This is a genomic window from Microbacterium sp. Z11_20 (genome assembly GCF_057197605.1).
On sequence record NZ_JBXVOQ010000001.1, the window covers coordinates 620,892 to 646,917 of the forward strand.

22 protein-coding genes are annotated in these 26,026 nt (G+C 70.9%); all 22 read right to left on the minus strand.

Features of this window, described 5'->3' with window-relative positions; translation table 11 throughout:
- Positions 1–6: 6 nt before the first annotated feature.
- The gene (gmk, locus tag AC2DFQ_RS03000; protein ID WP_484509317.1) at positions 7–903 is read right to left on the minus strand and encodes a guanylate kinase; all 897 of its coding nucleotides are present in this window, start codon (positions 901–903) and stop codon (positions 7–9) included.
- A complete protein-coding gene (pyrF, locus tag AC2DFQ_RS03005; protein WP_484532892.1) occupies positions 896–1,744 on the minus strand; it encodes an orotidine-5'-phosphate decarboxylase in 849 nt (282 codons plus the stop codon). The genes gmk and pyrF overlap by 8 nt, the downstream gene beginning before the upstream one ends.
- Positions 1,741–5,028: a carbamoyl-phosphate synthase large subunit gene (gene carB / locus AC2DFQ_RS03010; RefSeq protein WP_484532893.1), complete on the minus strand. Its 3,288-nt coding sequence runs from the start codon at positions 5,026–5,028 to the stop codon at positions 1,741–1,743. Before carB ends, pyrF begins: the two co-directional genes overlap by 4 nt.
- On the minus strand, positions 5,021–6,181 hold the full coding sequence (gene carA / locus AC2DFQ_RS03015) for a glutamine-hydrolyzing carbamoyl-phosphate synthase small subunit (protein ID WP_484532894.1): 1,161 nt from the start codon (positions 6,179–6,181) through the stop codon (positions 5,021–5,023). Before carA ends, carB begins: the two co-directional genes overlap by 8 nt.
- Positions 6,178–6,675 carry a PH-like domain-containing protein gene (locus tag AC2DFQ_RS03020; RefSeq protein WP_484509313.1) on the minus strand — a complete coding sequence of 166 codons (498 nt, stop codon included), beginning with the start codon at positions 6,673–6,675 and terminating at the stop codon, positions 6,178–6,180. Before AC2DFQ_RS03020 ends, carA begins: the two co-directional genes overlap by 4 nt.
- Positions 6,672–7,982: a dihydroorotase gene (locus AC2DFQ_RS03025; RefSeq protein WP_484532895.1), complete on the minus strand. Its 1,311-nt coding sequence runs from the start codon at positions 7,980–7,982 to the stop codon at positions 6,672–6,674. Before AC2DFQ_RS03025 ends, AC2DFQ_RS03020 begins: the two co-directional genes overlap by 4 nt.
- Complete coding sequence (locus AC2DFQ_RS03030; RefSeq protein WP_484509311.1) at positions 7,979–8,947, minus strand: aspartate carbamoyltransferase catalytic subunit; 969 nt, start codon at positions 8,945–8,947, stop codon at positions 7,979–7,981. The genes AC2DFQ_RS03025 and AC2DFQ_RS03030 overlap by 4 nt, the downstream gene beginning before the upstream one ends.
- A 4-nt stretch (positions 8,948–8,951) precedes the next feature.
- Entirely contained in the window at positions 8,952–9,485 is a 534-nt protein-coding gene (gene pyrR, locus AC2DFQ_RS03035; protein ID WP_484509310.1) for a bifunctional pyr operon transcriptional regulator/uracil phosphoribosyltransferase PyrR, read from the minus strand.
- A 590-nt stretch (positions 9,486–10,075) separates the two neighbouring features.
- On the minus strand, positions 10,076–11,638 hold the full coding sequence (locus tag AC2DFQ_RS03040; RefSeq protein ID WP_484532896.1) for a Rieske 2Fe-2S domain-containing protein: 1,563 nt from the start codon (positions 11,636–11,638) through the stop codon (positions 10,076–10,078).
- 80 nt (positions 11,639–11,718) lie between these two features.
- Positions 11,719–14,703 carry a DEAD/DEAH box helicase gene (locus AC2DFQ_RS03045; RefSeq protein ID WP_484532897.1) on the minus strand — a complete coding sequence of 995 codons (2,985 nt, stop codon included), beginning with the start codon at positions 14,701–14,703 and terminating at the stop codon, positions 11,719–11,721.
- 41 nt (positions 14,704–14,744) lie between these two features.
- A complete protein-coding gene (nusB, locus tag AC2DFQ_RS03050) occupies positions 14,745–15,155 on the minus strand; it encodes a transcription antitermination factor NusB (RefSeq protein WP_484532898.1) in 411 nt (136 codons plus the stop codon).
- A 15-nt stretch (positions 15,156–15,170) separates the two neighbouring features.
- Positions 15,171–15,731 (minus strand): elongation factor P, encoded by a 561-nt coding sequence (efp, locus tag AC2DFQ_RS03055; protein WP_484509306.1) that lies wholly within the window; start codon positions 15,729–15,731, stop codon positions 15,171–15,173.
- A gap of 85 nt (positions 15,732–15,816) precedes the next feature.
- Positions 15,817–16,275 carry a type II 3-dehydroquinate dehydratase gene (gene aroQ, locus AC2DFQ_RS03060; protein ID WP_484532899.1) on the minus strand — a complete coding sequence of 153 codons (459 nt, stop codon included), beginning with the start codon at positions 16,273–16,275 and terminating at the stop codon, positions 15,817–15,819.
- Between the two features lie 104 nt (positions 16,276–16,379).
- Entirely contained in the window at positions 16,380–17,453 is a 1,074-nt protein-coding gene (gene aroB / locus AC2DFQ_RS03065; RefSeq protein ID WP_484509304.1) for a 3-dehydroquinate synthase, read from the minus strand.
- Positions 17,450–17,980, minus strand: a complete 531-nt coding sequence (locus AC2DFQ_RS03070; protein ID WP_484532900.1) for a shikimate kinase — start codon at positions 17,978–17,980, stop codon at positions 17,450–17,452. The genes aroB and AC2DFQ_RS03070 overlap by 4 nt, the downstream gene beginning before the upstream one ends.
- On the minus strand, positions 17,967–19,196 hold the full coding sequence (gene aroC, locus AC2DFQ_RS03075; protein ID WP_484532901.1) for a chorismate synthase: 1,230 nt from the start codon (positions 19,194–19,196) through the stop codon (positions 17,967–17,969). Before aroC ends, AC2DFQ_RS03070 begins: the two co-directional genes overlap by 14 nt.
- 4 nt (positions 19,197–19,200) lie before the next feature.
- Positions 19,201–20,055: a shikimate dehydrogenase family protein gene (locus tag AC2DFQ_RS03080; protein WP_484532902.1), complete on the minus strand. Its 855-nt coding sequence runs from the start codon at positions 20,053–20,055 to the stop codon at positions 19,201–19,203.
- Positions 20,025–21,485, minus strand: coding sequence for an endolytic transglycosylase MltG (gene mltG, locus AC2DFQ_RS03085; RefSeq protein WP_484532903.1), 1,461 nt, complete (start codon positions 21,483–21,485; stop codon positions 20,025–20,027). The genes AC2DFQ_RS03080 and mltG overlap by 31 nt, the downstream gene beginning before the upstream one ends.
- A gap of 1 nt (position 21,486) precedes the next feature.
- Positions 21,487–21,960, minus strand: a complete 474-nt coding sequence (ruvX, locus tag AC2DFQ_RS03090) for a Holliday junction resolvase RuvX (protein WP_484509299.1) — start codon at positions 21,958–21,960, stop codon at positions 21,487–21,489.
- Positions 21,957–24,623: an alanine--tRNA ligase gene (gene alaS, locus AC2DFQ_RS03095; RefSeq protein ID WP_484532904.1), complete on the minus strand. Its 2,667-nt coding sequence runs from the start codon at positions 24,621–24,623 to the stop codon at positions 21,957–21,959. Before alaS ends, ruvX begins: the two co-directional genes overlap by 4 nt.
- A 67-nt stretch (positions 24,624–24,690) precedes the next feature.
- Positions 24,691–25,197, minus strand: coding sequence for a hypothetical protein (locus tag AC2DFQ_RS03100; protein WP_484509297.1), 507 nt, complete (start codon positions 25,195–25,197; stop codon positions 24,691–24,693).
- A gap of 76 nt (positions 25,198–25,273) precedes the next feature.
- Entirely contained in the window at positions 25,274–25,903 is a 630-nt protein-coding gene (gene rpsD / locus AC2DFQ_RS03105; protein WP_484509296.1) for a 30S ribosomal protein S4, read from the minus strand.
- Positions 25,904–26,026: the final 123 nt, after the last annotated feature.

Below are 26,026 nucleotides of genomic sequence, written 5' to 3' on the forward strand. Positions count from 1 at the left end.
GGGGGCTCAGCGCGCGACGGCGACGACCTGCTCCGCCGCGGAGGCGACGTCGTCGTTGACCACGTGGTAGTCGAACTCGTTCTGGGCAGCGAGCTCGGTGCGGGCCGTCCGCAGACGCCGCGCACGTTCCTCGGCGTCCTCCGTGCCGCGTCCGACCAGGCGGTTCACCAGCTCGTCCCAGCTCGGAGGCAGGAGGAACACCAGCAGCGCCGACGGGTCGGCGGCGCGCACCTGCCGCGCCCCCTGCAGATCGATCTCCAGGAGTGCCGTGCCGCCGTCGGCGAGCACCTTCTCGATCGGCTCGCGCGGCGTTCCGTAGCGGTACCGGTTGTGCACCGTCGCGTGCTCCAGCAGCGCGCCGGTCTCCACCAGCCGGTCGAACTCGGCGTCGTCGACGAAGTAGTAGTGCTCACCGTCGACCTCGCCCGGTCGCGGCGGGCGCGTCGTCGCCGACACCGACAGATGGATGTCGGGGTGGTGCTCCTTGATGTGCGCGGCGACCGTGCCCTTGCCCACGGCGGTGGGACCGGCCAGCACGATGAGGCGGCTCCGGCCCGGGCGGGGCTTCGGCTCGGGCCACCGGGTGTCCAGGAACTCCTGCAGCGCGCGCCGCTGACGGGCCCCGAGCCCGCCCAGGCGCTTGACCGGCGAGATCGCCAGGTCGGTGAGGATGCGGTCGCGCTTCCCCTCCCCGATCGCCGGGATGGCGGTGAGGAACTCCGGTACGCGCATCGCACCGGCAGCGGAGTCCGGTTCGGCGAGGGCCCGGCGCAGCAGCTCCTGCGGCGTGATCACCCGGGTGGTGACATCCCTTTTCAGCGCCGCGCGCTCGCGCCGCGCCGCCACCGCGCGCCGGGAGGCTGCGGCGCGGTCGACCTCGGGTGGACGGCGGGCGTCAGACATCGATCGCCTCCCGGTAGAGCGCCGACCGTTCGTCGATGCGCTCCGCGAGGCCGGCGGGGCCCGCCGAGAGGATGCTGCGGCTCTCGCTGGCCAGCACCGCCGCAGAACGCGGTCCGAACAGGCTCGGGAGGTCTTGCGGACGAGCACCCTGCGCGCCGAACCCGGGCGCCAGGATCGGCGCGACGGGATGTTCGGTCCCCAGGCCCAGGCCCGCGGCGACGAGGTCGACGGTCGCGCCGATGACGACGCCGATGCTTCCCCACTCCCCCTCGGGCGTCGTCGCGGCGTTGAACGCGGTCACCTGGTCGACCACGAGCGCCGAGACGGTGTCGTCGTCGACGTCAGCCCGCTGCAGTTCGCGCGCTTCGGGGTTGCTGGTGGCGGCCAGGACGAAGACGCCCTTGCCCGCAGCGACGGCCTGGCGGAGCGTGCCGGTGAGGGCCTCGACGCCGACGTAGGGGCTGACGGTCAGCGCATCGGCCTCCAGCGGCGCTCCCGCCGTGAGCCACGCGGCGGCGTAGCCGTCCATGGTGGAGCCGATGTCGCCGCGTTTGGCGTCGGCGATGACGATGAGCCCGGCGTCACGGGCCGCCCGGAGGACGTCCTCCAGGGCCGCGAACCCCGCCGAGCCGTAGCGCTCGAAGAAGGCCACCTGCGGCTTGACGATGCCGACCCGTCCCGCCGCCGCGTCCACGACGCGCAGCCCGAACTCGCGTGCCGCGGCCGCCGTGGCATCCATCCCCCACCCGTCCAGCAGGTGCTCGTGCGGGTCGATCCCCACGCACAGCGGGCCATAGGTGTCGCGCGCCGCGCGCAGGCGCGAACCGAAGCTCGCGCTCACGAGCGTTCTGCCCGATCCGCGGCGTACTCCTGGAGGCTCCGCACGCGGAAGCCTTCGCGCAGAACCCCGAGGGCGCTGACGGCGGCTCCCAGCACGGCCATCGTCGTGAACAACGCCTTGTCGGCGGCGACGGCCGCGGCGCGGATCTCGTATCCGTCGGCGCGGGCGAGGCCCCCGCTCGGGGTGTTCACGATCATGTCGATCTCGCCGGCGTTGATGAGGTCGACGATGTTCGTCTCACCCGAGGCCTGCGTCGCGGAGTACTTGTTGACGACGGTGACGGTGATGCCGTTGCGGGCGAGGATCTCGGCTGTGCCCTCGGTGGCCACCAGCGAGAAACCGAGTTCCTGCAGGCGGTGGGCGGGCAGGATGACCGCGCGCTTGTCGGCGTCGGCGACGGAGATGAACACCGTGCCCTCCAGCGGCATGCCGCCGTACGCGGCCTCCTGGCTCTTGGCGAAGGCGGTCGGGAAGTCGCGGTCGATACCCATGACCTCTCCCGTGGAGCGCATCTCGGGGCCGAGCACGGAGTCGACGATCTGCCCGTCCTTCGTGCGGAACCGCTTGAACGGCAGCACCGCCTCCTTCACGGCGACCGGGGCGTCCAGCGGCACCCGCGAGCCGTCACGGGGCGGCAGCATCCCCTCGGCCTTGAGCTCGGCGATCGTGGACCCGGCCATGATGCGGCTCGCCGCCTTCGCGAGCGGGATGCCGAGGGCCTTCGACACGAACGGCACGGTGCGGCTCGCGCGCGGGTTGGCCTCGATGACGTAGAGCACCCCGGCCGAGATCGCGAACTGCACGTTCAGGAGGCCGCGCACCCCCACGCCCTCGGCGATCGCGAGCGTCGCGACGCGCACCCGGTCGATGTCGGCGCGGCCGAGGGAGATCGGCGGGAGGGTGCAGCTGGAGTCGCCGGAGTGGATGCCGGCCTCCTCGAGGTGCTCCATGACGCCGCCGATGTACAGCTCCGACCCGTCGTACAGCGCGTCCACGTCCAGCTCGATGGCGTCGTCGAGGAAGCGGTCGACCAGCAGCGGCATGCCGGGGCCGATGATGGCCTGGTCGGCGATCCGGACGAAGTAGTCGCGGAGGCTCGCCGAGTCGTACACGATCTCCATGCCGCGCCCGCCGAGCACGAAGCTCGGGCGCACCAGCACGGGATAGCCGACCTCTTCGGCGATGATGACGGCGCCGTCCACGTCCACGGCCGTGCCGCTGCGGGGGGCGACGAGGCCCGCCTCGTCCAGGACGCGCGAGAACTGCTCGCGTTCCTCGGCGAGGTCGATCGCGGCCGGGCTCGTGCCGAGGATGCGGTAGCCGGCGGCCTCGATCCCGCGGGCCAGGCCCAGCGGCGTCTGTCCGCCGAGCTGGCAGATGACGCCGAGGATCTCGCCCGAGGCGGATTCGGCGTGGAGTACCTCGAGCACGTCCTCCAGGGTGAGCGGCTCGAAGTACAGGCGATCGGACGTGTCGTAGTCGGTGGAGACGGTCTCCGGGTTGCAGTTGACCATGATGGTCTCGTACCCGGCGTCCGACAGCGCGAACGACGCGTGCACGCACGAGTAGTCGAACTCGACGCCCTGACCGATGCGGTTCGGGCCGGAGCCGATGATGACGACCTTGGTGCGCTCCGACGGGGCGACCTCCGTCTCCACGTCGTAGCTGGAGTAGTGGTAGGGCGTGAGGGCGGGGAATTCGCCGGCGCACGTGTCGACGGTCTTGTAGACCGGGCGGACGCCCAGCGCCGTGCGGACGCCCCGGACCTCGGTCTCGGTGTCGCCGCGCAGCTGCGCGATCTGCACGTCGCTGAAGCCGTGCTCCTTCGCCAGGCGCAGGGTGTCGGCATCCAGTTCGTCCGCCGTGCGCACCGTCTCGGCGACCTCGTTGATCAGCACGATCTGATCGAGGAACCAGGGGTCGATCGCGGTGGCCTCGAAGGCCTGCTCGATCGTCGCGCCCTTGCGCAGGGCCTGCTGCAGCACGACGATGCGGCCGTCGGTGGGGGTCTTCGCGACCTCGAGGAGCTCCTCCATCGAGCGCTCCTCGTCGCCCCAGTGGAAGCTCGATCCGCGCTTCTCGAGGGAGCGCAGCGCCTTCTGCAGCGCGGTGGTGTAGTTGCGTCCGATCGCCATGGCCTCGCCGACGGACTTCATGGTCGTCGTGAGGGTCGTGTCGGCGGCGGGGAACTTCTCGAAGTTGAACCTCGGCACCTTCACGACGACGTAGTCCAGCGTCGGCTCGAAGCTTGCCGGCGTCACCTTCGTGATGTCGTTGGGGATCTCATCCAGCCGGTAGCCGATCGCGAGCTTCGCGGCGATCTTCGCGATCGGGAAGCCCGTGGCCTTGGAGGCCAGCGCCGAGGAGCGCGAGACCCGCGGGTTCATCTCGATGACGATGATGCGGCCGCTGGCGGGGTCGACGGCGAACTGGATGTTGCACCCGCCGGTGTCCACGCCCACCGCGCGGATGATGTCGATGCCGATGTCGCGGAGCTTCTGGTACTCGCGGTCGGTGAGGGTCAGGGCGGGGGCGACGGTGATCGAGTCGCCCGTGTGGACGCCGACCGGGTCGACGTTCTCGATCGAGCACACCACGACGGTGTTGTCGGCCGTGTCGCGCATGAGCTCGAGCTCGTACTCCTTCCACCCGAGGATCGACTCCTCGAGGAGCACCTCGTGCGTGGGCGAGTCATGAAGGCCCGCGCCGGCGATGCGGCGGAGGTCCTTCTCGTCATAGGCGAAGCCGGAGCCGAGTCCGCCCATCGTGAAGGAGGGGCGCACGACGAGCGGGTAGCCCAGTTCGTCGGCGGCAGCGAGCACCTCGTCCATCGTGTGCGCGATCCGGGAGGCCGCGACATCCGCCCCGGCGTCGATGACGAGCTGCTTGAAGATCTGACGATCCTCGCCCTTGTTGATCGCCTCGAAATTCGCCCCGATCAGCTCGACGTCGTACTTCTCGAGGATGCCGTGGTTGTGGAGCTGGATGGCGGCATTGAGCGCCGTCTGCCCGCCCAGGGTCGGCAGGATCGCGTCGGGGCGCTCCTTGGCCACGATCGTCTCGATGACCTCCCACGTGATGGGCTCGATGTAGGTCGCGTCGGCGAAGTCGGGGTCGGTCATGATCGTCGCCGGGTTCGGGTTGACCAGGATGACTCGCACGCCCTCTTCGCGGAGGACCCGGCACGCCTGGGTGCCGGAGTAGTCGAATTCGGCGGCCTGACCGATGACGATCGGGCCGGAGCCGATGACCAGGACGGAGCGGATGTCGTCGCGCTTAGGCATTGGTTGCTTTCTTGCTCAGGTCGTCGCGGACCATCTCGGCGAAGCGGTCGAAGAGGTAGTTGGCGTCGTGGGGGCCGGCGGCCGCTTCGGGGTGGTACTGCACGGAGAACGCCGGGATGTCCAGTGCTCGCAGCCCCTCGACGACCTGGTCGTTGAGGCCGACGTGGCTCACCTCGACCCGCCCGTAGCCGCTCGGGCTGTCGGTGGGGCCGTCCAGCGGCGCATCGACGGCGAAGCCGTGGTTGTGCGCGGTGATCTCCACGCGCCCGGTGCTCTTGTCCAGCACCGGCTGGTTGATGCCGCGGTGGCCGAAGGGCAGCTTGTAGGTGCCGAACCCGAGGGCGCGCCCGAGGAGCTGGTTGCCGAAGCAGATGCCGAAGAAGGGCACCCGGTCATCCAGCACCGCTCGCAGCAGCTCGACGTGGTCGTCGGAGGCGGCCGGGTCGCCCGGTCCGTTGGAGTAGAACACCGCGACCGGTTCTAGCGCGCGCACCTCCGCGATCGTGACGTCCTGCGGGAGCACGTGCACATCGAACCCGCGCGCGGCGAGGTTATCGATCGTGGACTGCTTGACACCCAGGTCGAGCACGGCGAGGTTGCCGATCCGCTCCCCCACCGCCGGCGTCACCTGTGCTGCAGGGACCGACACCTCGCTGGAGAGGTTGCGGCCGGACATCTCGGGCGCGTCCTGCACGATGCGCACCTGCTCGGCCGGGTCGATGGCTGCCGCGTCTCCGGAGAAGATGCCGCCGCGCATACTGCCGGTCGATCGGATGCGACGGGTCACCGCGCGGGTGTCGATGTCGCTGATCCCCACGACCCCGTCGGAGACGAGCGCGTCATCGAGGGACTCCTCCGCGCGCCAGTTCGACACGACGCGGGAAGGGTCGCGCACGATGTACCCCGAGACCCAGATGCGGCGCGACTCGGTGTCTTCGGCATTCATGCCGGTGTTGCCGATGTGTGGGGCGGTCTGCAGCACGATCTGCCCGGCGTAGGAGGGGTCGGTGAGGGTCTCCTGGTAGCCGGTCATGCCGGTGGCGAAGACGACTTCGCCGAGCGTCGTGCCGCGGGCGCCGTACGCGCGCCCGGGGTAGCGGGTGCCGTCCTCGAGGACTAGGACGGCGGGGTCGAGAGAAAGACGGGAGGTCATGCGTTTCCTGTCGGCAGAAGGGAGCGGATGGTGTCGGTGAGGGTGCGTGCGGACGCATCCTGAGGCCGGAGATAGGTGTCCACGATGGTGTCGTCGTCGATCTGCCACGACACGCGCGCCAGCCCGTCGCGCTCGACGACGCGGTCGATGGCGACGGTGGCCTGCGCGGCGTCGACGATGCGGTCGGTGGGAAGGAACATCCGGGGCTGGCCTGGGAGATCGAGGATGACGCCCGCGTCGGTCACCGTGATGTCGGCGCGCGACCGGAAGCCGAGCCCGCGGATCGCGAGGCGCTCCAGCGGCTGGCCGGCGCGCGTGGTGGCGACGTACAGTCCGGGGAAGGTCCCGAGCACCGCCGCGCCGCCGGGCGCCTCGCCGATCGGCGCCGCCAACCCGGCGTCACGGCGCGTACGCCGCATCCACGCCCACACCAGCAGCGCGAGGGCGAGGACGGCCACGCCGATCATGATCGTCAGCGCGCCTTCACGGCTCACGAGTGCACCCCCGGCGTATCCAGAACGCGGCCGTCGCCGACCGTGGGAGTGCCGGCGAAGAACGTCCAGCGCACCTCCCCGGGGAGTTCGCGTCCCAGGTACGGCGAGTTGGTACTGCGCCCATGCAGGTCGTCGCGGCCGAAGGTGCGGTGCGGGCGCGGGTCGTACAGCGTCAGAGAGGCCGGCTGCCCCGCCGCCAGCGGCGTTCCGGCATCGGCACGTCGTCCGATGCGGGCCGGCACGCGCGACATCACCCGCGCGACATCCGCCCACGTGAGCAGGCCGGTGTCGACCATCGCGAGTTGCACGACGCGCAGGGCGCTCTCCAGGCCCACCATGCCGTTGGCCGCGGCCGGCCATTCGCACGCCTTGGCCTCGGCCGGATGCGGGGCGTGGTCGGTGGCGACGATGTCGATCGTGCCGTCGGCCAGGCCCGCGCGGACGGCCATCACGTCCTCCTCGCGCCGCAGTGGCGGGTTGACCTTGAAGCGCGGGTCGTAACCGCGCACGAGCTCGTCCGTGAGGAGGAGGTGGTGCGGGGTGACCTCGGCGGTCACGTCGACGCCGCGCTTCTTGGCCCAGCGGATGATGTCGACCGATCCGGCGGTGGAGAGGTGGCACACGTGCAGGCGCGACCCGACGTGCTCGGCGAGGAGGACGTCGCGGGCGATGATCGACTCCTCGGCGACGGCCGGCCACCCGGCCAGGCCCAATTCCGCGGAGACGGCGCCCTCGTTCATCTGCGCGCCCTCGGTCAGGCGCGGATCCTGCGCGTGCTGGGCGACGACGCCGTCGAAGGCCTTCACGTACTCCAGTGCTCGGCGCATGATCAGCGGGTCCCACACGCAGAATCCGTCGTCGCTGAAGACGCGCACGCGGGCGCGGGAATCGGCCATGGCGCCCAGTTCGGCCAGGCGTTCGCCCTTCTGCCCGACGGTGACCGCGCCGATCGGCTGCACCGACACGTAGCCGGCGGCCTCACCGAGCGCCAGTTCCTGCTCCACGACTCCGGCCGTGTCGGCCACGGGCGAGGTGTTCGGCATCGCGAAGACCGTCGTGAAACCGCCCGCCGCGGCGGCGCGCGACCCGGTGAGGATCGTCTCGGATGCCTCGTACCCGGGTTCGCGCAGATGGCTGTGCAGATCGACGAGCCCGGGGAGGGCGATGAGCCCGTCCGCGTCGATCACCGTCGCGCCGGCGCGGGTCAGGCCGGTGCCGACCTCGGTGATCACGCCGTCGGCGATGACGAGGTCGGCGGTCGCGCCCCCGTCGATGGCGGCGCCGGTGAGGACGAAGGTGTCTGTCATCGGTCGTCCTCTCGTTCGCTTGCGGCGCGCTCGCCTGCCAGCAGCAGGTACAGCACGGCCATCCGCACGGACACGCCGTTCGCGACCTGCTCGAGCACCGTCGAGCGATCGGAATCGGCGGCTTCGGCGGAGATCTCCAGACCCCGGTTCATGGGTCCGGGGTGCATGACAATGCTACCGGGCGGCAGCGACGCCAGCCGCCGCGCATCCAGTCCCCACCGGCGGGAATACTCCCGCTCAGTGGGGAAATACGCGGCATTCATCCGCTCCAGCTGGATGCGCAGCATCATCAGCGCGTCGGGAGCCTGCGCGATCGCCTCGTCCAGATCGAACAGCACGCGCACGGGCCAGCGCGACATGTCCTGCGGCACGAGGGTGGGCGGGGCGACGAGGGTCACCTCCGCACCGAGCGTGGTCAGCAGCCACACGTTGGACCGGGCCACGCGGGAGTGCAGGACATCGCCGACGATCGTGACGCGGAGCCCTGCGAGGTCGCGGCCGCGGCTGGCGTCGCCGTGCGTGCGCTTGCGGATCGTGAAGGCGTCCAGCAGCGCCTGGGTCGGGTGCTCGTGGGTGCCGTCGCCGGCGTTGATCACACCCGCGCTGATCCAGCCGCTCGTGGCCAGGGTGCGGGGAGCCCCGGAGGCGCCGTGTCGGATGACCACCGCATCCGCGCCCATCGCCTGCAGCGTCTGGGCGGTGTCCTGGAGCGACTCGCCCTTGGAGACGCTGGAGCCCTTGGCGGAGAAGTTGATGACGTCGGCCGAGAGCCGCTTGGCCGCGGCCTCGAACGAGATCCGCGTGCGCGTGGAGTCTTCGAAGAAGAGGTTCACGACCGTCTTGCCGCGGAGGGTCGGGAGCTTCCGCACCTCGCGGCGCTGGGTGTCGGACATGTCCTCGGCCACGTCGAGGATGCGGAGCGCGTCGTCGTACCCGAGGGTCTGCGTGTCGAGCAGATGCTGCATCCGCTCAGTTCCCTTCGATGGTGACGGACTCGGCGCCGTCGGTCTCGGCCAGGCGCACGAAGACGCGCTCCTCGCGGGAGCTCGGCAGGTTCTTGCCCACGAAGTCGGGCCGGATCGGAAGCTCGCGGTGGCCGCGGTCAACGAGCGCGGCCAGGCGCACGGCGGCGGGGCGGCCGATGTCTTGCAGGGCGTCGAGGGCGGCGCGGATGCTGCGACCGGAGAACAGCACGTCGTCCACGAGCACGACGGTCTTGCCGTCGATGCCGCCGGGCGGGATCTGCGTGGGGTGCGGGGCGCGGGTGGGGTTGCGGTGCAGGTCGTCGCGGTACATCGTGACGTCCAGGGCCCCGACCGGCACCTGCACGCCGCTGAAGTCGCTGACCAGGGACGCGATGCGCTGGGCCAGCGGAACGCCGCGCGTCGGGATCCCCAGGATCACGAGGCCCTCCGGCCCGCGGTTGGACTCGAGGATCTCGTGGGAGATCCGAGTCAATGCTCGGGCGATGTCTGCCTCGTGCAGCACGGTGCGCATGCTCATGCCGCTCCCTTCTCCGCCTCACAGGACGGTGTTAAAGGTTGCTCTTCTCCCCCACCCTACCGCGCCCGCGCGCCCGACCCGCGCCCAGCCCGCGCCCGCCGCCCCACCGCCGCGAGACTGCAGCCCCGCGACGAGACCGCGGCTTTATGTCGCGGTCTCGTCGGCTGCGTGCAGTCTCGCGGACGCGGATGCGGACGGGGGGACGCGGATCCGCGGGGACCGGGCGGGGCCGCGGCGGCCCGGACCGCGAGAATCCATGCGCGCGGCGAGAATCCGGCGTAGTGCGGGATCCTCGCCGCGGCGTTGCATTCTCGCGGATGGGGACACGGGCCCGGCGGGCGCGGCGGGGGCTGCGGCGGCCGCCCCACCCCCGCGAGACTGCAGCCCCGCGACGAGACCGCGGCTTTATGTCGCGGTCTCGTCGGCTGCGTGCAGTCTCGCGGATGCGGACGCGGGGGGACGCGGATCCGCGGGGACCCGGGCGCGGACGCGGGGGGCGCGGATCCGCGGGGACCCGGACGCGGGGGGACGCGGATCCGCGGGGACCCGGACGCGGACGCGGGGGGACGCGGACGCGGGGGGCGGGCGGGTCAGGCGGCGGGGGCCGCGGCGGCCGGCTCGGCCTGGGACGAGCGGATGGGGTGGCCCTGGGTCGTCAGGCACTTGCCCGAGGTCAGGTCCCACTTCCAGTCGTGGAGGCTGCACGTGAGCACGCCGTCCTCGATCTTGCCGGTCTTGGAAAGGTCGGCGCGCAGGTGCGGGCAGCGGCGCTGCACGACCCACTCGTCGAGCTGGATGTCTTCGGTCTGGTCGGACTGCTCGGAGTACCAGTTCTCCACGTACTCGATGCGGTCGCGCGACAGGCACTTCAGGAACGTGGTGAGGAACTCGTTGAACTTGCCGCTGCGGCCCACTTCGAACTGCATGGACAGGAAGATCGAGTTCGACCAGTCGATCTCGTGGTCGCGGATGTTGGTCGAGACGAGGTCGGCGGGGATCGTGTACCAGTAGATGCACTCCTCCCCCGCGTACTCCCGCACCTTGGCCTTGGGGAAGTCGACGACCATGTCGAGGTCGCCGATGCGGAAGCGCACCGCTCCCCCCACACCGTTGCGGATGGTGCGGGCGCGGCGCAGGAGCGGCTCCCACCACTCCTTGATGGCCGCGAGCATCTGCGCCGGCGGCAGCACCTCGGCGCGGGAGGCCTCCTCGGCGCGGATCTCGTCCTGGCGCGTGTCGCTCTGCTCGGCGAGGTAGGCCCACTTGTCGCCGAAGATCCGGTCGATCTCCGCGTCGCTGAAGAGCGTCTGCGTCACCTCGACGGCGCTGCCCTGAACGTCGACCTGCGTGCCGGGAAGGAACAGGTAGCCCTTCTGCCCGGGGCGCTGCTGGGCCATGTGCTCGAGGAACTGGCGCTGGTCGGTGAAGATCGAATCGTTCTCCTGGCCGACCCCGTTGTAGCGGAAGAGCTCCTCGCGCAGGAACATCGGCGGCCCGGCCATGGGGAAGACGTGCTCGGCGTCGACCTTCTCGATGTAGTACATGGCCCGCTTGTTCTGCGCGTCGCGCTTGAGCTGCGCGAAGTTCTGCTTCGCCTCCAGCGGCAGGTCGTAGACCATCGGCCACCAGATCGCACCGGATACCTGCGTGAAGTACGCGTCCGGTTTGCTGAAGCTCAGCAGCTTCTCCAGATCGAGCGGGTGCGAGTCGTTCTGGTTCAGGATGCTGGCGGTGCCGTCGTCGACGCTGAGCGAGGAGTCGCCGATGGGGCCGTCGCTGGGGGCACGCAGCGGGGTGACCATGAGCTTCAGTTCACCGTACTGCAACACCTCGCCGGTGTGCGTGTAGATGATGTTGTCGTAGCCGAGCGCGCGGAGGTCTCGCTCGAGGTCGTCCGTCGGATAGTCCGGCAGCAGCACGCGGATGTCCTTCGAGACGTACCTCTCCAGCAGCGCCGGGTCGAAGTGGTCGCGATGACGGTGCGAGATGTAGAGGAAGTCGGCTTTTCCGAAGCGTTCCCAGTCGAGCCCGCGATTGTCCGGGAAGGGGAACCAGGAGCCGAAGAAGCTCGGCCCGAGAACGGGGTCGCAGAGGATGCTGCCGCCGGCCGTCTCGATGAACATCCCCGCGTGGCCCAGGCCCGTGATCCGCATGTCGCTCCCATCTCCTCTCGAACCCATCGAGTCTACGCGGGGCGTGCCTGGACGTCCGGTGGGCGGGCCGGGGAAACCGATCAGGGTTCGAGGAGGCCGCGGATGTCGTCGGCGTCGAGGGGCTGAGCGAGCGCGTCGGACTCGTCCAGCACCGAGCGGAACAGCTCCGACTTCCGCCGCTGCAGCGCGCCGACCTTCTCCTCGATCGTCCCCGCCGAGAGGAGCCGGTAGACGAAGACGCTCCGGGTCTGGCCGATCCGGTGCGTGCGATCCACCGCCTGGGCCTCCGCCGCCGGGTTCCACCAAGGATCCAGCACGAAGACGTAGTCGGCCTCGGTGAGGGTGAGTCCGAAGCCGCCCGCCTTGAGGCTGATGAGGAACACCGGTGCGTCCCCCGTGCGGAAGGCGTCCACCACCTCTCCCCTGCGGGTGGTCGACCCGTCCAGAGACGCGTAGGCGATGCCCGCAGCATCCAGGCGCGCCGCCGCGAGAGCGAGGAACGAGGTGAACTGGCTGAACACGAGGGCACGGTGACCCTCGGCGACGACCTCGGCGAGCCGGTCCAGCAGCGCATCGAGCTTCGCGGAACCGATGTGCGCGTCGCCGGCGGATACGAGGCCCGGGGCGAGGCTGAGCAGGCGGAGGAGTGTGAGCGAGCGGAAGACCACCATGCGGTGGCGGTCGAGGTCGTCCAGGAGGCCCAGTACCTTCTGCCGCTCGCGCTGGAGCACCGCGTCGTACAGCGCCCGGTGCGCCGGCGTGAGCTCGACGTGAACGTCCTGCTCCTGGCGGGGCGGGAGGTCGGGGGCGACGAGCTCCTTGGTTCTGCGCAGCAGGAAAGGGCGGATGCGGCGGCGGAGCCGTTCGAGACGCTCGGCGCGGTGACGGGTCGCGGAAGCGACCGCCAGATCGGTGTTCGCCGCCTCGGGTGCGCGTTCGATGGGACGGACGTACTGCTCGCGGAACCGTCGCGCCGACGGGAGGAGCCCGGGCGCGGTCAGCGAGAGGAGCGCCCACAGGTCGGTCAGGCTGTTCTCCAACGGCGTGCCGGTGATCGCCACCCGCACGTCCGAGCGCAGCGCGGCGACGGCCTGATGGAGTTTGGTCCGCGGGTTCTTCACGAACTGCGCCTCATCCAGCAGCACCCCCGCCCACTCCTGGGCGGCGAAGTCCTCCGCATCCAGGCGCAGGACGGCGTAGGACGTGACGAGGAGGTCGGCGTCCGCGGCGATGTCGGCGACGCGAGCCCCTGTGCGACCGCGTGTCGCGCCGACCGTGCGCACCGTCAGGTGCGGGATGAACCGCGCGGCCTCCTCGGCCCAGGTCGGGAGCACGGAGGTGGGAGCGACGACGAGGAACGGCCGTCGTTCGCCCTCGGCGCGGGCGTGCGCGACGAGCGCGAGCGCCTGAAGCGTCTTTCCGAGTCCCATGTCGTCGGCGAGGATCCCACCGAGGCGGTGGCGCCACAGGAAGGCGAGCCAGCTGAAGCCCGCCTGCTGATAGGGCCGGAGCTGCGCGCGGAGGCCGGCGGGCGGCGGGAGGAGATCCACCGCGCCGGCGTCGCGGAGCCCTTCTACCAGCCGGCGCCACGCGAGGACCGGCTCGGCCTGGTCGGCGAGGTCTTCGAAGTCGTCCCACAGGCTGATCTGCGTGCGCGCGATGCGAGGACCGGTCTCCCATTCGGCGAGGGCCGCCGCCTCCTCCAGCAGATCCTTGAGCCGGTCCAGCGCCGGATGCCGCAGCGAGAAGTAGGCGCCGTCCGAGAGCATCATCCGGCCGCGCCCCCGGGCCAGCGCCGCGAACAGCGGGCGGAACGGGATCGAGCGCCCGTCGATGGTCACGATGATCCCCAGGTCGAACCAGTCGGGGTCGGGGCTCTCCACCGTCGTGACGGTGATGGCGGGGTCACCGGCCAGCTCGCGGTACCCCGGGCGGTTCCCGGTGGCCTCCACGCGGACGCCCTCCACCGCTTCCAGGACGGGCAGGACGCGCGCCGAGAACTCCGCCGCGTCGGCGCCTTTCAGCGTGGCGGCGGAGGAGAACGGGAGGGACGTCGTGCGCGCCCATTCCGCACGCACCAGTTCGGCGATCCGGCGTGCGTCGCGCTCGCCACCGTCACCGTGGACGTCACCGTGGGCGTCGTCGTGCTCGCCACCGTCGTCGGCGGGGAGGAAACGGACCGGATGCAGCCCGGGACGGACCCACCACATGTCGTAGGCGACCGTGTGCCCCGGCCGATACGCGACGGCGACCCGGAGCGTGGGCCGCTCCAGCGACGGAAGGACGAGGCCGGGCTCGGCTGCCACCGGGGTGCGCTGGGCCAGTACCGGGTACAGATCGCGGAGGAACTCCGCGGTCTCCTCTGCCGGCACCACGATCCCGGCCGACCCCAGCAGCGCCGGCAGTGGGTCGGGAAGGCGTCCCGGCGCGAGGACCACGGGGATCGGGTCGCGGTCGAGGGTGAAGGAGTAGATGCCGGAGGATCCGAGCGGACGCACCGTGGCCGCATCCACGTCGCCCCCCGGAAGGCTCACACGGGCGCGGAGGTGCAGGCCCCCGTCCGGGGCGGCAGCGAGGAGCACGGAGACCTGCGCGTCGTCGGCGAGGGTCACCTGCTGCTGCGGGTGCGTCGCGACCAGTGCGATGCCGTGCGTTGCCGCCATCCTCAGATGCGGCCACAGGTGCGGGGAGGTCACCGGGTCGAGCGGGATCCAGTCGGGAGCGGTCGAGAAGCCGCCCGTCAGGCGTGGCGAGGAGGCGAGGGCCTGGAGTTCCGTGAACCAGCGTGCCTGTGCGGGGCGGAAGCGGTCGGGGAACCGGCGGACGACGTCCCACGAGACGTCGCCCTTGATCCATGCGCCGCGCGTGCCGGCCGTCAGCGGGCGGACGGCGAGGGAGAGGTCGTCCTGCCGCTGGGCGAGGGAGCGCGGGGTGACGGCCGAGATCCCGCGGGGGTCCCATCGCGCCGGATCGTACGCGTCGCGCTGGCGCAGCTCGACGCCGAGCGCCAGCGGCGGGCGCTCCGCGTCGCCGGGGTCCGGGATCAGATTCCGCCAGGACGACATCGCCTCATCCTCTCCGAGGCTTCCGACGTCGGTCGCCGCCCTCAGCCGGCGCGGGCGATCCGGCCGAGCAAGCCGTGCACGAACGGGCCGGAGTCGTCGGTGGAGAACTCCTTGGCCAGTTCGACCGCCTCGTCGATGGCTACGGCCGCGGGGACGGCGTCGTTGTAGAGGATCTCCCACGCACCGATCCGCAGCAGTGCGCGGTCGACCGCAGGCATCCGTGCGAGGGACCAGTCCTTCGCGAACGTCGTGATCTGCTCGTCGATCTCGTCGTAGTTGTCGATCACGCCGTCGACGATCTCCCGCGCGTAGAGCCATGAGGCCTCGCGCGCCGGCTCGTTGGCCGCTCGCTTGGCCTCAGCGGCGAGGACGGTGGGGAGGTCTTCGCCGCGCACATCGGCGGAGAACAGGATGTCCAGGGCGCGCTTGCGCGCCTTCGTGCGCGCACTCATCGAATCGACGCCACGTCAGTTGACGCGGCCGAGGTAGTCGCCCGTGCGCGTGTCGACCTTGACCTTCGTGCCCGTCTCCAGGAACAGCGGCACCTGGATCTCGTAGCCCGTTTCGACGGTGGCGGGCTTCGTACCCGCCGACGAGCGGTCTCCCTGGAGGCCGGGCTCGGTGTAGGTGATCTCCAGCACGACGGATGCGGGCAGCTCGACGTAGAGCGGGTTGCCGTTGTTGAGCGCGATCTGCACCTGCTGGTTCTCCAGCAGGAAGTTGGAGGCGTTGCCCACGACGCTGGCGGGGACGGTCAGCTGGTCGTAGTCCTCGACGTCCATGAACACGAAGGCTTCGCCGTCGTTGTACAGGTACGTGAAGTCGCGGCGGTCGACGTTTTCGATCTCGATCTTGGCGCCGGCGTTGTAGGTGCGGTCCACCGTCTTGCCGGTGACGACGTTCTTGAGCTTGGTGCGCACGAAGGCGCCGCCCTTGCCGGGCTTGACGTGCTGGAACTCGATGACGTTCCACAGCTGTCCGTCGATGCTGAGGACGACGCCGTTCCTGATGTCTGCGGTGGAGGCCATGGGAAAAGAAGGTCCATTCGTCGGGGAGCCGGGCCGAAGACGGCCCGACAGCATTCTACGGGATGGCGTGTGCCTCGCCGGGGCGTCAGCCCTCGGCCTGACCGGCGATGATGTCGCACAGGAGCGCGACGGCTCGCGCGTAGCCGGGAACCCCTTCGCCGCTCACGTGGACGACGGCGACATCGGCGATGTAGGAGTGCTGGCGGAACGGCTCGCGGGCCGACAGGTCGGAGATGTGCACTTCGGCCACCGGCAGGGCCACGCCCGACAGCGCATCGCGAAGCGCCACGGAGGTGTGGGTGTAGCCGCCGGCGTTGATGACGATCCCGGCGCAGTCCTCGCGCGCGTCATGGATGGCGTCGATGAGAACGCCCTCGTGGTTGCTCTGGACCGCACGCACGTCGAAGCCACGCTCGGCGGCGGCGGCGGCGGTGACCTGTTCCACGTCGGCGAGGGTCGCGGTGCCGTAGATCTCCGGTTCCCGCGTGCCGAGCAGGTTCAGGTTGGGGCCGTTGACCAGGAGCAGGCGGCGGGCGGTCGTCACCGCTGCACACTACCAGCGGCCCGAGAAACGACGATGCGGACGAGACGGGACGCGGCGCGGCATTTCTCGTCCGCATCGTCGTTTCTCGGCGCTGGGACGCTGCGCTAGGCGGCGACCTCCTGATAGGCCGCGAACAGCAGCGACTCGTCAGGTGCCTGCAGCACCGTGGGGCGGGCGAGGTCGTCCAGGACGATGAAGCGCAGCATCCCGCCGCGGCTCTTCTTGTCGCGCTGCATGGTGGCCAGCAGCTGCGGCCACGCTCCGCCGCGGTAGGTCATCGGCAAGCCGAGGGCGCCGAGGATGTCGCGGTGCCGCTGAACGATCGCATCGGGAAGCCGCCCGGCGAGGCGGGAGAGCTCTGCGGCGAAGACCATGCCGACCGAGATCGCGGCGCCGTGGCGCCACCGGTACCGCTCGGCGTGCTCGATGGCGTGTCCCAGCGTGTGACCGTAGTTGAGCACTTCGCGAAGACCCGCCTCACGGAGGTCCTCGCCGACCACGCGGGCCTTCATATCGATGGCGAGCTCCAGGGTGCGCCGGAAGGCCTCGCTGCGCGGGTCGACGACGGCGACGGGGTCGGCCTCGATGAGATCCAGGATCTCGGGGTGCCAGATGAACCCGGCCTTGACGACCTCCGCGTATCCGGCGACCCGTTCGTTGGGTGACAGGGAGTCGAGCAGATCGAGGTCGCACACCACGGCCGTCGGGGGCCAGAACGCACCGACGAGGTTCTTCCCCTCGGCCGTGTTGATGCCGGTCTTCCCGCCGACGGCGGCATCCACCATCCCGAGGACGGTCGTGGGCACCTGCACGAGGGCAACCCCGCGCAGCCACGTGGCGGCGACGAAGCCGGCGAGGTCGGTGACCGCTCCCCCGCCGAATCCCACGATCACGTCGGTCCGGGTGAAATCGGCCTGCCCGAGAATCTGCCAGCAGAATGCCGCCACCTCCACGCGTTTGCCCTGCTCGGCGTCCGGAATCTCCGCCAGGAGCACCTCGCGATCGGCCAGGAGCACCTGTCGCAGCTGCTCGGCACGCTCGGCGAGCGTCGGCGGGTGGACGATGAGCACCTTGCGCGCGGCGGCGGGCAGGACCTCGCCCAGCGAGGCGACGAGGCCGTGGCCGACGGTCACGTCGTACGCCGTGGCGCCGGTGACGGGGATGGTCGTGGTGCTCATGCGGGGCTCGATCCGGTCGGGGTGGAGGCGCGCGCCCAGCGGGCGACATCGTCGACGACATCCTGCAGCGGGCCGCGCGACGTGTCGAAGGTCACATCGGCCAGCGCCTCGTACAGGGGGCGGCGGCTCTGGAAGATCTCGGTCCATCGGCCGAGCGCATCATCGCCGCTGAGCAGCGGGCGTGACCCGTCGCGGATGCGGCGGATCACGACGTCCGGCTCGACGGTGAGGTAGACCACGCGACAGGCGGCGAGGTCGGCGCGGGTGTCGGGATGGAGCACCGCTCCCCCGCCGAGCGACACGACCCCGCCGGAGCCGAGGCTTTCGCGGACGACCTCGCGCTCCAGGACGCGGAAGCCGTCCTCCCCGTGCTCGGCGAACAGGGCCGGGACGGGGGCGTGGGTACGCGCGAGGACCGAGTCGGTGTCGGTGAAGCCGAGATCGAGCTGCGCGGCCACGCGACGGCCGATGCTGGATTTGCCCGCCCCCATCGGGCCGATGAGGGCGATGGTGTCAGAGTGCGCCATCGGAGGCGGCCAGCGTGGCGTCGCTGGCGGGTGTCGTCGGCAGCGACGCGGAGACGGCATCGAGGTAGGACAGCAGGTTGCGACGCGTCTCGCCGACGCTGTCACCGCCGAACTTCTCCAGGACCGCCTCGGCCAGCACGACCGCCGTCATGGCCTCGGCCACGACTCCCGCGGCGGGCACCGCGCAGACGTCGGACCGCTGATGGTGGGCTGCCGCGGCCTCACCCGTCTCCACGTCGATCGTGCGCAGTGCATGCGGGACGGTGGCGATCGGCTTCATGCCCGCTCGGACACGCAGGACGGTGCCGGTGGACATCCCGCCCTCGGTGCCGCCGGCGCGATCGGTGGCGCGGGCGATGCCCCCGGGGGTGGCGAAGAGCTCATCGTGCGCCTGGGAGCCGCGTCGCGTGGTGGTGAGGAAGCCGTCTCCGACCTCGACGCCCTTGATCGCCTGGATGCTCATCAGCGCCTGGGCGAGCTTGCCGTCCAGTCGGCGGTCCCAGTGGACGTGCGACCCGAGACCCGGGGGCAGGCCGTACGCGAGCACTTCGACGACACCGCCGAGGGTGTCGCCGTCCTTGCGGGCGTCGTCGACCTCGGCGACCATCCGCGCACTCGTCGGAGCGTCGAAGCAGCGGAGCGGATCGGCGTCGAGCGCGTCCACGTCGTCGGGCGCGGGGAGCGGAGCGCCCTCGGGCACGCGGATCGGACCGATCGAGAGGGTGTGGCTGACCAGGCGGATGCCGAGTTCGGAGAGGAACGCGCGTGCCAGGGCGCCGAGCGCCACCCGGGCTGCGGTCTCGCGGGCGCTGGCTCGTTCCAGGACGGGGCGGGCTTCGTCGAAGTCGTACTTCTGCATGCCGACGAGATCGGCGTGCCCGGGGCGGGGGCGGGTCAACGGCGCACCACGTCCGCGGGACTTCTCGGTGAGCTCGACCGGCTCCGCGCTCATGACCTCGACCCACTTGGGCCATTCGGTGTTGCCGATGCGCAGGGCGATCGGGCTGCCCAGACTCAGGCCGTGCCGCACGCCCGAGGAGATCGTGAGCTCGTCCTCCTCGAACTTCATCCGCGAGCCACGGCCGTAGCCGAGCTTGCGACGCGCCAGGTCGGCGCGGATCGCGGAAGACGAGATCGGCACACCGGCGGGAAGACCCTCCATGATGGCGACGAGTTCGGGGCCGTGCGATTCGCCGGCCGTGAGCACGCGGAGCATTGCCCTAGTCTCCCATGACGGCCTGGCGCATGGCGGCCAGCACGGCGGGCTCGTCCGGGAGGGTCGTGCGGGGGTCGCCGGAGACGAAGATGCGTACCTGCAGCAGGGCCTGGTGGAGCAGCATCCCGAGCCCGGAGCACGCCGTTCGCCCCGCCGCCTCCCACGCGCTCGCGAGAGGCGTGGGCCAGTCGCCGTACACGACGTCGACGAGTATCCCGCCGGTGGCGGCGAACCGCTCGGCCGCCGCCCCGATGTCGGTCCCACCCGGAAGGGTCGCCACCGTGACATCGACGTCGGCGAGCCGGCCGTCGTCGAAGCCGGTTGATGTCACGACCACGCCGAGGTCATCGCCGATGCTGGTCAGTCGCGCGACGGCGCCGGGGCGGCGCGCCACGATCTCCACCCGACGCGCGCCCAGCTCCGACAGGGCGACGAGCGCCGACGTGGCCGTCGCACCGGCGCCGAGCACTCGACCGGTGACCACCTCCGCCACGCCCTGCTCGGTGAGGGCACCCACGAGGCCGCCGACGTCGGTGTTGAAGCCTCGCGTCTCTTCGCCGAGGAGCAGGGTGTTCACCGCGCCGGTGAGGGCTGCGGGGCGATCCATCGACGCGGCTGCGCGCGCGGCGGCCGCCTTCAGCGGCATCGTGAGCGACAGCCCCCGCCATGTGCTGTCGAGCGCCGCGAGGGCGGTGTCGAAGTCGTCCTCGCCGACGCGCCGGCGACCGTACTCCCACTCGAGACCGAGGGCGCGGTACGCCGCCGCGTGCAAGCGCGGCGACCGGCTGTGCTGGATCGGGTCGCCCCAGACCGCCAGGCGCGTACCCGTCAGCATCCCGAGTCGGGGTGGTCCTGACACCACTCGATCCACTGGTCCACGGCCTGCTGATGCTCATCGGCAGTGGTCGTGAAGACCGTCTCACCGGTGTCCAGGTTCACGGTGACGAAGAAGAGCCACGGGCCCTCCGCCGGGTGCATGGCGGCGTCGATGGCCTGGTCGCCCGGGTTGGCGATCGGCCCCGCCGGGAGTCCGTCGACCACGTAGGTGTTCCACGGGTTGTCGTCGAACTGCGCTTCGCCCGATGTGCTCGCCGAGCCCTCATGCAGCTCTCCGTAGCCGTATTGCGCGGTGGAATCCATCTGCAGCTGCATGCCCTGGTCGAGCCGGTTCTGGATGACGCGGGAGACCCGGAAGAAGTCCTCCTCGGATCTCGCCTCACGCTGGATGATCGAGGCGACCGTGAGGACGCGCTGCCGCTCCTCGGCGGGCACGCCGGCGGCGTCCAGCGACTCGACCGCGCGATCCACCATCCGTGCGACGACGTCGGTGGCGGTCATCCCCGGGTCGAACGTGTAGGTGGCCGGGAACAGCCAGCCCTCGAGCGAGTCGGCGGCGACGCTGTACGCCGACGGATCGGCCACCGCGGCCTCCAGGTCTTCCAGCGGCATCCCCATCTGCTCGGAGATCGCCTCGATCGACTGCTGCACGGTGAGACCCTCCCGCAGCTGCGCGGTGTTCTCGAGCTTGTTCGCGGGGTCACGGAGCGCTTCGAGCACGGCCGGGGACGTCATCTCCAGCTGCAGGCGGTACACGCCCGGCTGGAACGTGAAGGCCACGGAGTTCTCCACCATGTAGTCGTAGAGGGACGTCGGGGTCTTGGTGACGCCGGCGTCGTACAGCTTCTGTGAGATCGGCACACCCGTGTCTCGGGCCGCGACCGTGAGCTGCGCCTCCCCGTGGGCCTGACCGGCCTCGAAGTCGTCGGCGCTGCTGCCGGCGAAGAAGCCCTCGATCCGCTCACCGAAGGTGTTCCAGGCCCACACGCCGCCGCCCACGACGCCCCCGATGAGCGCGAGCACGACGATGAGGGCGATCCATCCGCCCGTGCGGCGGCGCTTGTTCGGGCGCGGCGGCGGGGCGCCGAGGTCGTCGGCGGTGCGGGCGCCGGTGAAGAGGTCTTCCAGCGTGCCGGAAGAGGCGCGACGGGCAGGCTCCGCCGCGCGCGAGGCGTGCGCCGACGCGCCCACGGGCGCCGGCTCGCGAGCGCCGACGGGCTGGAGCTCACCGACGGGGTCGGACGGGTGCACCGCCGCAGGCGCGCCGTCGGGCGTATCGCTGCTACGGACAGAGCGTGCGGCGCGCCGGGACGTCGGCGTGGACGCGGGCGTCGGCGTGGACGCGGGTGTCGGCGTGGACGATCCCGCGTCGGACTCGCGGCGGCGCGGGTCGGGAAGCTTCGAGTAGAGATCGGCGAACGGGTCGTCGAATCCGGACGTGTTGTCGGGCATATCAGGCGGGCTCCTGTCCCGAAGGTACGGCTGCCCCGGCCGGGTTGCCGGAGCGCCTCTCGACGTCGAGCGCCTGCTGCAGCAGCACCACAGCGGCGACTTGGTCCACAATGCTACGAGACCGACGCTGGGAACGCCCGGCAGATCGCAGCACGTCGTGCGCGGTCACCGTGCTCAGCCGCTCATCCACGAGGCGCACGGGCGTCGCGGATGCGGCGGCAAGCTCCGCCGCGAAGCCCCGCGCGTCGGCGGTGGAGAGGGTATCGGCACCGCTCAGACTCGTCGGCAATCCCACCGCGAACTCCACCGCCTCGTACTCGGCGGCGAGCTCCAACAACCGCGCGATCGTCTTCTCCGATCGCGCAACCGTCTCCACCGGCACCGCGAGCAGTCCGTCCGGATCGCTGCGGGCGACACCGACCCGGGCCTTGCCCACGTCGATTCCGAGCCGGATGCCGCGGCGGATGGCGGTCACTCCCCCGTCGATGCCAGTTCCGCGACCACGGCGTCCAGCGCGCCCGGAAGGGCCGCCGCATCCGTGCCGCCGCCCTGGGCCACGTCGTCGCGACCGCCGCCGCCGCCGCCGAGGCGGGCCGCGGCCGCCCGGGCGAGCGTGCCCGCCTTCGCCCCCACCGCACGGGCGGCGTCGTTGGTGGCCACGACCACGGTCACCCGGTCGCCGAGCGTCGCACCGAGGGCGACGACGGCGGGGCCGTCACCCATTCGGTCGCGCACCTGCAGAGCGAGCGAACGGACGTCGTCGGCGGACGCGACCGCGCCGAGCGACTGCGCCACCACGCGTACGCGGCCGGCGCTCGCGGCCGTGCCGGTCAGCTGCGGGACGCGGTCGGCCAGCGCGCGCGCCTCGTACTGGGCGATGCGCTTCTCGGCGGCCTTGAGGTTGGCCGTGAGTTCCGCGATCCGAGCGGGCAACTGGTCGCGGGGCGTCTTCAGCGAGGAGGTCAGCTGAGACACGATCGCGCGCTCCGCGGCGAGGTCGCGGAACGCATCCAGGCCCACGAGTGCTTCGACGCGGCGGTTGGATGCTCCGACCGACGACTCGCCCACGAGGTTGATGAGCCCGATCTCGGCGCTCGAGGAGACGTGGGTTCCGGCGCACAGCTCGCGCGACCACGGGCCGCCGATATCGACCATCCGCACGGTGTTGCCGTACTTCTCGCCGAACAGCGCCATGGCGCCGAGCTCCCGGGCCTGATCCAGCGGAAGCACGCGGGTGGTCACCTCGAGGTTGTCGCGCACGGCGTTGTTGGCGATCTCCTCGATCTCCGACCGGGTCTCGGGCGACAGCGACTGACCCCACGAGAAGTCGAAGCGGAGGTAGCCCGCCCGGTTGAGGGAGCCGGCCTGGGTGGCGGTCTTGCCCAGCGTGTCGCGGAGGGCCGCGTGCACGAGGTGCGTGGCCGAGTGCGCCTGTCGCGCGGCGCGCCGGTTCGCGGCATCCACCACGGTCGTGGCCGTCTCCCCCACCGCGACCTCGCCGGTGGCGACCTGCACGGTGTGGCTGACCAGCCCCGGCACGGGCTTCTGCACGTCGAGGACGTCCAGCTCGTACCCCGGGCCGACGATGACGCCCTTGTCGGCCACCTGGCCGCCGGACTCGGCGTACAGCGCCGTCTCGGCGAGGATGACCTCGGCGACCTGCCCCGCGCGGGCGCGGTCGACCGATACGCCGTCCACGAGCACCCCGAGCACGCGGGATTCCGTCTCCAGGTCGGTGTACCCGGTGAAGACGGTCTCGCCGTGAGCGCGGAAGGCGCTGTAGACGCTCTGGTCGGCGATCGTGCGCTTGCGCGACTTCGCGTCGGCCTTGGCCCGGTTGCGCTGCTCGAGCATGAGGTTGTCGAAGGCGGTGCGGTCGACGGAGAGGCCGGCCTCCTCGGCGATCTCGAGTGTCAGGTCGATCGGGAACCCGTAGGTGTCGTGCAGCAGGAACGCCTCGGGACCCGAGAGCGTCGTCCCGCCGGTCTTCTTGGTGTCTTCGACGGCGAGGTCCAGAATCGTGGACCCCGACGCGAGGGTGCGCAGGAACGTCTCCTCCTCCGCGACGGCGTACTGCGAGATCCGCTGCCAGTCGGTCTCCACCACCGGATAGGCGTCCTTCATCGCGTCGCGGGATGCGGCGAACAGCTCGGGGAAGCTCGGAGCATCCACGCCCAGCAGACGCATCGCGCGCACGCTTCGGCGCATCAGCCGGCGCAGGATGTAGCCGCGGCCGTCGTTGGCGGGGGTGACGCCGTCCGACAGCAGCATGAGCGAGGAGCGGACGTGGTCGGCGATGACGCGGAAGCGCACGTCGTCTTCGGGGTCGGCACCGTACCGCCGGCCGGAGAGCTCCACGGCACGGTCCAGGACCGGTCGCACCTGGTCGGTCTCGTACATGTTGTCGACGCCCTGCTTGATGAAGGCGACGCGCTCGAGGCCCATCCCGGTGTCGATGTTCTTCGCCGGCAGATCGCCGATGATGTCGAAGTCGATCTTGGAGCGCACGTTGTTGATCGCGTACTGCATGAACACGAGGTTCCAGATCTCGGTGAAGCGGTTGTCATCCACCGCCGGTCCACCGTCGCGGCCGTACGCCGGGCCGCGGTCGAAGTAGATCTCCGAGCATGGGCCTGCGGGGCCGGGCTGACCGGTCGACCAGTAGTTGTCCTCGCGGCCGAGGCGCTGGATGCGCTCCACCGGGAGCCCGGCGACCTTCTGCCACAGCTCCGCGGCCTCGTCGTCGTCCTGATAGACCGTGACCCACAGGTCGCGCTCGGCGAAACCGAGGCCGCCGTCGGCCTCCGACGAGGTCAGCAGCTCCCACGCGTAGGAGATGGCGCCTTCCTTGAAGTAGTCGCCGAACGACCAGTTGCCGAGCATCTGGAAGAACGTGCCGTGGCGGGCCGTGTGGCCCACCTCCTCGATGTCGTTCGTACGGATGCACTTCTGCACGTCCGCCGCCCGCTGGAAGGGAGCAGGAACCACCCCGGTCAGGTAAGGGATGAAGGGGACCATCCCGGCGACGGTGAACAGCAGCGACGGATCGTCGGTGACGAGCGATGCCGACGGGACGATGGTGTGGTCGTTCTTCTCGAAGTAATCGAGGTAGCGCTGGGCGATCTCAGCGGTCTTCATGTATCGGGTCTTTCGAGAGGCGCGGTCATCCGGCCCGGTCGAGCCGGGCGGGTGGCGGAGGTGGGGGTCAGTCGGAGGTTCGGGGTGTGGCCGTGGGGGCGCCCTCGGGCGCCGGGTGAGCTGCGGCGACCTCGGCGGGCGTCGGGATGTCGGAGGCCGGTGCGGCGGTCGGGCGAGCGGATGCGTCGTCCGCGGGGGCATCCGAGGTGTCGGTCGCGTCCTGCGTCGCGGCATCGACGGTGTCGGTGGCCGCGGCCGCGGTCGAGGTGGCCACGTCCTTGGCGGCCTCGACCACAGAGGCGGCGGCATCCCTCGCGGTGCTCACGGCGGTTGCGGCCGCTTCCTTGACCTCGGACAGCGGACCGGCGAAGCGGGCCTCCTGCTCGCGGTAGGCCGAGCCCATCCGGTCGGTGAACTCGCTGATGCGGGCGTCGACCTGCGCGAGCACCTGGTGCCCGCGGGGGTCACGGTTCACGAAGTGGGCGGCGACGACGCCGCCGGTGATGCCGAGCAGAAACCAGAGCAGGTTCTTCACGATCGTCACTTCCTCGGATCGGGGCCGCGCGTGCGGCATCCCTTCATCGTAGACGGCATACGACGAAGGGCGCCGGGATAGCCCGACGCCCTTCGTGCGTGCTGTACCGCGTCGCTTAGCGCGCCGCGTAGTACTCGACGACGAGCTGCACGTCACACGTGACGGGCACCTCGGCACGCTTCGGGCGACGCACGAGGCGGGCCTGCAGCTTGTCGAGCTCGACTTCGAGGTAGCCGGGAACGGGGGGCAGCACGTCGGCGTGCCCACCGGCGGCGGCGACCTGGAAGGGCTCGAGGCCCTCGCTCTTGGGCTTGACGTGCACGACCTGGCCCGGCTTCACGCGGAAGGACGGGCGGTCCACGAGCTGGCCGTCGACGAGGATGTGGCGGTGCACCACGAGCTGGCGCGCCTGAGCGGTCGTGCGGGCGAGACCCGAGCGGACCACGATGGCATCCAGTCGCATCTCCAGCAGCTCGACCAGGTTCTCACCGGTCAGGCCGTCGACGCGGCGGGCCTCGTTGAAGGCGATGCGCAGCTGCTTCTCGCGGATGCCGTACTGCTCGCGCAGACGCTGCTTCTCGCGCAGACGGACGGCGTAGTCGCTGTCCTGCTTGCGCTTGGTGCGACCGTGCTCACCCGGAGCGTACGGGCGCTTTTCGAGGTACTTGGCTGCCTTGGGGGTCAGCGCGATGCCGAGCGCCCGCGACAGGCGGACCTTACGGCGGTCCTGGGACTTCGTTGCCACGAAGAGTTCCTTCCGAATACGTGGCCGCGCACTTCGCGGCTCACGGACGTATCAACCCCTTCCGCCCGTCCGGTTCGCACGCCGGGGCGCACCGCACGGTGGTTCAGGAAGAGGGGGATGCCC

What these genes read in the sequence shown, in the direction of transcription:
- AC2DFQ_RS03025 (WP_484532895.1), bottom strand. Translation starts at nt 7,982, where the DNA reads ATGACAGACACCTTCGTCCTCACCGGCGCCGCCATCGACGGGGGCGCG.
- gmk (WP_484509317.1), bottom strand. Translation starts at nt 903, where the DNA reads ATGTCTGACGCCCGCCGTCCACCCGAGGTCGACCGCGCCGCAGCCTCC.
- carA (WP_484532894.1), bottom strand. Translation starts at nt 6,181, where the DNA reads ATGACCTCCCGTCTTTCTCTCGACCCCGCCGTCCTAGTCCTCGAGGAC.
- AC2DFQ_RS03030 (WP_484509311.1), bottom strand. Translation starts at nt 8,947, where the DNA reads ATGCAGCATCTGCTCGACACGCAGACCCTCGGGTACGACGACGCGCTC.
- AC2DFQ_RS03045 (WP_484532897.1), bottom strand. Translation starts at nt 14,703, where the DNA reads ATGTCGTCCTGGCGGAATCTGATCCCGGACCCCGGCGACGCGGAGCGC.
- pyrR (WP_484509310.1), bottom strand. Translation starts at nt 9,485, where the DNA reads ATGAGCATGCGCACCGTGCTGCACGAGGCAGACATCGCCCGAGCATTG.
- AC2DFQ_RS03040 (WP_484532896.1), bottom strand. Translation starts at nt 11,638, where the DNA reads ATGCGGATCACGGGCCTGGGCCACGCGGGGATGTTCATCGAGACGGCC.
- aroC (WP_484532901.1), bottom strand. Translation starts at nt 19,196, where the DNA reads ATGCTCCGCGTGCTCACGGCCGGCGAATCGCACGGCCCCGAACTCGTC.
- mltG (WP_484532903.1), bottom strand. Translation starts at nt 21,485, where the DNA reads ATGCCCGACAACACGTCCGGATTCGACGACCCGTTCGCCGATCTCTAC.
- alaS (WP_484532904.1), bottom strand. Translation starts at nt 24,623, where the DNA reads ATGAAGACCGCTGAGATCGCCCAGCGCTACCTCGATTACTTCGAGAAG.
- efp (WP_484509306.1), bottom strand. Translation starts at nt 15,731, where the DNA reads ATGGCCTCCACCGCAGACATCAGGAACGGCGTCGTCCTCAGCATCGAC.
- AC2DFQ_RS03070 (WP_484532900.1), bottom strand. Translation starts at nt 17,980, where the DNA reads ATGGCGCACTCTGACACCATCGCCCTCATCGGCCCGATGGGGGCGGGC.
- nusB (WP_484532898.1), bottom strand. Translation starts at nt 15,155, where the DNA reads ATGAGTGCGCGCACGAAGGCGCGCAAGCGCGCCCTGGACATCCTGTTC.
- AC2DFQ_RS03100 (WP_484509297.1), bottom strand. Translation starts at nt 25,197, where the DNA reads ATGCCGCACGCGCGGCCCCGATCCGAGGAAGTGACGATCGTGAAGAAC.
- aroB (WP_484509304.1), bottom strand. Translation starts at nt 17,453, where the DNA reads ATGAGCACCACGACCATCCCCGTCACCGGCGCCACGGCGTACGACGTG.
- carB (WP_484532893.1), bottom strand. Translation starts at nt 5,028, where the DNA reads ATGCCTAAGCGCGACGACATCCGCTCCGTCCTGGTCATCGGCTCCGGC.